Source organism: Mycobacterium sp. E802, assembly GCF_001666875.1.
Taxonomy (GTDB): Bacteria; Actinomycetota; Actinomycetes; order Mycobacteriales; family Mycobacteriaceae; genus Mycobacterium.
The window spans coordinates 1-6,265 of sequence record NZ_LZJD01000191.1 but is presented as its reverse complement, the minus strand read 5'-3'; the positions used below and the strand labels follow the sequence as shown (position 1 = coordinate 6,265).

The following is a 6,265-nucleotide window of genomic DNA, read 5'->3' as shown; positions in this document are numbered from 1 at the left end:
GGCCGTCGGCCTCGCTGTCCCCGCCGGCGGCCTCGAGCAACGCGAGCACCTCGTCGAGGGTGAGGCTCTTGGGCAGCCGACGGCTGGGCGTGGGTGGTTTGACGCCGCGCGCGACGTCGAGTTCGGTCATCCCCTCGGCGGCGGCGAACCGGTGCAGCCCCCGGACCGCAACCACCGCCCTGGCCGCCGACACCGCCGAGAGCGCAGCGACTCCGGCATCCGGATTCCCGCGGCGCAGCGCGATCAGGAAGTCGCTGACGTCGGACTCGCTCACCTTGGCCAGGTCATCGATCCCACGCTGGGCCAGATGTTCGGCGTACCGACGCAGATCGCGCCGGTACGAGCTCAAGGTGTTGGCCGCCACCCCGCGCTCGATCGTCAGATGATCGAGATAGCCCTGGAGTTGGTCATCGAGGGCCGAGCGCAGCGGCGACGGGGTTGTCATTGCCGGCCTTTGCGCCGCCCGAATGCTGTGGGCCGATCGGTCCACGGGGCCTCGACGGTTCGCAGCGTGCCCACGTCGGGCATGGCATGCGCCGCCAGGATGCCCGCCACCGCAATCGAGTTCACGATCTCACCGCTGAACACTCGATTCACCGCCTCGTCCAGTGGCACGCGCTCGACCACCAGGTCGGCTTCCTCATGCTCGGAATCGGGCCGTCCGACGTCGGTCAGGCCGGTGGCAAGGAAGACCCGCACGCCCTCGTCGGAGAAGCCCGGGCTGGACACCAGGTCCACCAGCACACGCCACTGCGCGGCGGCCAGGCCGACCTCCTCCTCCAGTTCGCGGGCCGCGGTCACCTCCGGCCGTTCACCACCGAGGTCGAGCAGGCCCGCGGGCAGTTCCCAGAGCCGACGGCCCACCGGGTGTCGGTACTGGTACACCAACACCACATTGCCGTCGTCGTCGAGCGCGACCACGGCCACCGCGCCGAAGTGTTCCACCACCTCACGGCGGGCCGAACCGTCGTTCGGCATGCTGACCTCGTCGGCCCGCAACGCCAAAATGCTTCCGACGTAGACGGTTTCGCTGGCTATCGTGTCGAAGTCGTGGTCACCCAAGAGAAGCGCTTTCGGCTTCCTCAGCAGCACTGCCGGAGTCTCCGGCTTCTCCGGCGTCCTCGGTGAAATGCTCGGGAAGGTCCATGCCCGGCAGTCGTTCCTCGGCCTTGTACGCCAGCGCCGCCCCGATGAACGCCGCGAACAGCGGGTGCGGACGGGTCGGCCGACTCTTGAGCTCGGGGTGGGCCTGGGTACCCACCAGGAACGGGTGGATCTTCGCGTCGTATTCCACGAATTCCACCAGATGCCCGTCCGGCGAAGTGCCGGAGAACCGCAGGCCGCTCTTGGCGATCCGATCCCGGTAGGCGTTGTTGACCTCGTAGCGGTGCCGGTGACGCTCTGACACCTCGGTGGCCTGATAAGCCTGCGCCACAATCGATCCCGCCTCCAACACGGCCGGGTAGGCGCCCAGTCGCATGGTGCCGCCCAGATCGGCCTCACCCGCGACGGCATCCTCCTGATCAGCCATCGTCGAGATCACCGGATCGGCGGTCGACGGATCGAACTCGGCAGAGTTGGCGTCGGTGATTCCGACCGAGCGCGCCGCCTCGATCACGATGCACTGCAGACCCAGACACAAGCCCAGGACGGGAAGGCCGCGCTTGCGCGCGTAGGAGATCGCCCCGAGCTTGCCTTCGATGCCGCGGATGCCGAATCCGCCGGGGATGAGCACCCCGTCGACGTCGGCCAGCGCGGCGGCCGCGCCGTTCTCGGTCTCGCAGTCGTCGGAGGCCACCCAGCGGATCTCCACCTTGGCCCGGTGTTTGAAGCCGCCGGCCCGCAGCGCCTCGGCAACCGACAGGTAGGCATCCGACAGGTCGATGTACTTGCCCACCAAGGCAATCCGGACGGTCTCCTGCGGCTCGTGCACGCGACGCAGCAGATCGTCCCACTCGGTCCAGTCGACGTCGCGGAAGGGCAGGTTGAGCCGACGGACCACATAGGCGTCGAGCTCTTCGCGGTGCAGCACCTTCGGGATGTCGTAGATTGACGGCGCATCCGGGGTGGAGATCACCCCGTCGATGTCGACGTCGCACATCAGGGCGATCTTGTTCTTCAGCGGCTCGGGCACGTCGCGGTCACATCGCAGGATCAGCGCGTCCGGGGTGATGCCGATGCTGCGCAGCGCGGCCACCGAGTGCTGCGTGGGCTTGGTCTTGAGCTCACCGGAGGGGGCCAGGTACGGCACCAGCGACACGTGCAGGAAGAAGCAGTTGTCTCGGCCGACTTCGTGGCGCACCTGACGGGCGGCCTCCAAAAACGGCAGTGATTCGATGTCACCGACGGTGCCGCCGATCTCGGTGATCACGATGTCGGGGCGGTGCCCGGTCGCATCCGGTTCGGCCATCGCCAGGATGCGGCTCTTGATCTCGTCGGTGATGTGCGGGATCACCTGCACGGTGTCGCCCAGGTACTCGCCGCGCCGTTCCTTGGCGATCACCGAGGAATACACCTGGCCGGTGGTCACATTCGCCGACTGGGACAGGTCGCGGTCCAGGAACCGCTCGTAATGGCCGACGTCGAGGTCGGTCTCGGCGCCGTCCTCGGTGACGAACACCTCCCCGTGCTGGAACGGGTTCATGGTGCCCGGATCGACGTTCAGATAGGGGTCGAGCTTCTGCATTGTCACCTGCAGTCCCCGCGCGGTCAGCAGCTGACCGAGGCTCGAGGCCGTCAACCCCTTACCGAGTGAAGACGCCACGCCACCGGTGACGAAGAGGTGTTTGGTGGCGGTTTGCGGGTGCTTGCGTAAGGCGGGCAAAAGCATCCTCCGTGACGACGGGCAGGGAATCAATAAACCAGCTGTGGCCTGCCGACCCACGGAAGTTCACCTTAACACCGACGACGACAAGTCGTCGCTGGCGCGCCGCACCGAGCAAAGCGGTCGCCGGCGTTACTGCGGGATGGTCACCGACGTGGCGCCCTGCCCGGTGCCGTACTTGCCGGGCTTCCCGCCACCTGCCAGGTCGCTCAGCGCGAGCACGGCGGTGAGCTGGCCGGCGCTGGCGTCGGCGTCGTCCACGGTGGTGACCGCGGCGCTCAGACCCGCATCTGACCTGGTCACCGCGACCGGCCCGGTGCCCGAGGCCGACCCGGAACGGCCCACCAGCACGGTCCCGGCGCCGTGCGGCGCCAGTCCCGCGGCGAACCGCGCCACGGTGGCACCGCGGTTGCCGCCGTCATCACCGAGCCCGCCACCGGTCACGATCAGCGCGGTGTCGGCCGCCGACATGTGCTGATCGTCATAGCTGAGGAACCCGGTGTCGCGTAATGCAGCGAGCACGGTCTGGCGCTGCATGTCGTCCACGGGTGCGGCGGCTGGGTTCTTGTCGATCAGGAGCGTGATGCCCAGCAGGTCACCGGCTTGAGAGCCTTGGTCTACCGCCGCGGTGCTCAGTTGCTTGCCCGCCGGCACGATCGGCGAGTTGACCACCGAGAGCAGCTTGTCGGCCGAGTTGGCTTCGACGAATTCGCTCGTGAGCCCGATCGTCCCGGTCACCCGCCCGCCGGCCTGGCCGACGAACCGCGACATGGCTTCGACATCGCCGTCGGCCGCGTCAGGCGTGCGGAATATCACCACCGATTTGTCCTTCAACGCGTCACGCACGATTCTCGGTGCCATCTGAGCGTCGAATTTCCCTGCCGCGTTGAGCTTTTCGTTCAGCGCGTTCTTGCCGTCGGTGAGCGTGTCGATCTGATGCTGCAGGTCCAACTTGTCGTCCCGAAGGCCCGACAGCACGGTGTTGGACAGCAGCCCCGACCCGAGGGCCACCCCGATGGCCAACGCCAGGAACACCGCCGCCAGCGAAATCGCGTGTGCGCGTAGCGTGATCACAGCTCACCCATCGCTTAGCTGACCAGGCCCTGCACCCAGAGCGTGAAGCGGTTCCAGTACTCGACGACCCAGTCGATGACGGCGCCGTCGGCACGCGAAACCCACAGCGCGACGACGACGGCCACCAGCATCGCCAGCACCAGCAGGGCGATTGCCCCACCGGAGACCCGGCTGCGGTACAGGGTGGCCACCGCCTTGGCGTCGACGAGTTTCTCGCCGACCTTCAAGCGGGTCAGGAACGTCGACGGGTTGCTGCGCTGGCGCGACCGGTCGAAGAACTCCTCGATGGAGGCGGTGTGGCCGGCGGTGACGATCAGCGACGCCCCGTGGTGGTCACACAGCAGCAGCGCCAGGTCCGCCGCCGACCCGGCAGCCGGGAACGTCATCGCACCGACACCCAGATCCTGGATGCGCTCCAATCCGGCGGCGTGGCCGTCGGCGTCGGCCGGCAGCACCACCTGGGCACCGCAGCGCAGCACCTCGACGCTCATCTTGTCCGGGTCACCGACGATCAGCGCGGGCCGGTATCCGGCCTTGCGCAGTACGTCCGCGCCGACGCCGACCCCGACCAGCACCGGCTGGTACTCCTTGATGAACGGTTTGAGCGCCCTGAGATCCTCAGCGGCATTGGGCTCTTCGGCCACGATCACCACATGCCTGCGGTGCAGGTCCACGTCGATGTTCGGGATGCCGATGCCGTCGATGAGCAGCGGGCTCTCACTGCGGATGAACTCGATGGTGTTGCCCGCAAAGGCTTCCAGGTGTGCCACGAGGCCACTCTTGGCGTCATGCATCAGCTCGTGGATCTCTTGGTCGTTACGTTCGGTGCCCAGCGCGATGCGCCGGTCACCGGAGTAGACGCCGCCGTTGTGCAGCCGGACCCGGGCGCCGTCCTTGACCTTCTTGAAAACGTCCGGCCCGGCCTCGTCGATCAGCACCACGCCGTTGGCGACGAGCACCTCGGGACCGAGATTCGGGTAGCGCCCCGAGATCGACGGCGAGGCGTTGACGACACCGGCGATCTGGGCCTCCACCAGCGCATCGGCGGTGATCCGATCCAGGTCCTGAGCGTCGAGCACCACGATCTCGCCGGGGCCGACGCGCCGCAGCAGCCGATCGATGTCGCGGTCCACCCGGGCAGTGCCGGTGACTCCCGGACGCGAACTGGCATGGCGGGTCAGCAGCGTGGACATCTTCATGCGCCGATTCTGTCGGGGATCACCGGTCAGGCGGCGGAGGCGCGCCGTAACACCAGCCTCAGAAGTCTGCTTTAGTCACATCAGTAACAATCCCGATGTGCCGCGCGATCAGGGTGTGCCGCGCTCCTGCTGCGCGGCCTCCAGCAACTCCCTCGCATGTGCCCGGCCGCTGTCGGACTCCCCCAAACCGGCGAGCATCCGAGCCAGTTCGGCCACCCGGTCCTCGTCCTCGATACGCCGCACGCCACTGGACTTGGCCCGGCCGTTACCACTGTCGACCACCAGATGCGCATCCGCGTAGGCCGCGACCTGAGGCAGGTGCGTCACCACGATCACCTGATGGGTGCGGGCCAACCGAGCCAGGCGCCGCCCGATCTGAACTGCCGCGCGCCCACCGACACCGGCGTCGACCTCGTCGAACACCATCGTGGTGCCCGCGGTCGACGCTGAGAGCACGACCTCGAGAGCCAGCATGACGCGGGAGAGTTCACCGCCCGAGGCGCTCTTGGCCAACGGCAGCACGTCGGCGCCCCGATGCGCGGTGAACCCGAACTCGACCGCGTCGACCCCGTCGTGCCCGGCGTGCAGCACTTCCCCGTCGGGCATGCTCAGCGGCGCCGAATCGTCGGCGCGTACCGGCATCGGGGCCACCCCGATCGTGAACACCGCGTTGGCCATGGCCAGCCCGGCCAACTCCGCGGTGACCGCCTTCGCCAACCCCTTGGCCGCCCGGGTCCGGGCCTTGGTCAGTTCGGCCGCCGCCGTGGCCACCTGCGCCTCGAGCTCGGCGACCTTGCGGTCCAGGGCAGCCAGACTCTCCTCGGACACGTCGAGCTGAGCCAGCCGTTCTGCGGCCTCGCGTGACCATTCCAAGACCCCGTCGACGTCGGCGGCGTACTTGCGGGTCAGGGCGCGCAGCTCGGCCTGACGCGCCAGTTTGGTCTCCAAAGTGCTGGCATCGCTGGGCAATTCGGACAGATAGTCCCCGAGTTCGCCGGAAACGTCACCGATCACCGCCATCGCCTCGGCCAACCGGGCTCCCAGCGCCTGCAGCGCCGAATCATCGGTGGCCTCCAATGCTGCCTGCGCCCGGCCCACCCCGTCTGCCGCCGACATCGACTCCGGCGTCGGTTCTTCGAGCTCACCGGACAACGCCAGCCGGGCCGTC

5 protein-coding genes and 1 pseudogene are annotated in these 6,265 nt (G+C 68.0%); all 6 read right to left on the bottom strand.

The annotated features are described in order from the left end of the window. The coding region (locus A5699_RS27730; protein WP_197508416.1) for a site-specific integrase at positions 1-445 on the bottom strand (445 nt) is incomplete at its 3' end. Beyond that, positions 442-1,062, bottom strand: a complete 621-nt coding sequence (locus A5699_RS27725) for an NUDIX hydrolase (RefSeq protein ID WP_067777015.1) — start codon at positions 1,060-1,062, stop codon at positions 442-444. The genes A5699_RS27730 and A5699_RS27725, both read right to left, overlap by 4 nt. Then, complete coding sequence (locus A5699_RS27720; RefSeq protein ID WP_142253874.1) at positions 1,055-2,830, bottom strand: CTP synthase; 1,776 nt, start codon at positions 2,828-2,830, stop codon at positions 1,055-1,057. The genes A5699_RS27725 and A5699_RS27720 overlap by 8 nt, the downstream gene beginning before the upstream one ends. Positions 2,831-2,956: 126 nt before the next feature. Next, on the bottom strand, positions 2,957-3,898 hold the full coding sequence (locus A5699_RS27715; protein WP_067777013.1) for a copper transporter: 942 nt from the start codon (positions 3,896-3,898) through the stop codon (positions 2,957-2,959). A 14-nt stretch (positions 3,899-3,912) separates the two neighbouring features. Beyond that, positions 3,913-5,097, bottom strand: coding sequence for a putative cytokinetic ring protein SteA (steA, locus tag A5699_RS27710; RefSeq protein ID WP_067777009.1), 1,185 nt, complete (start codon positions 5,095-5,097; stop codon positions 3,913-3,915). A gap of 108 nt (positions 5,098-5,205) precedes the next feature. After that, positions 5,206-6,265, bottom strand: a pseudogene (locus A5699_RS27705) (DNA repair protein RecN); the annotation flags it as partial.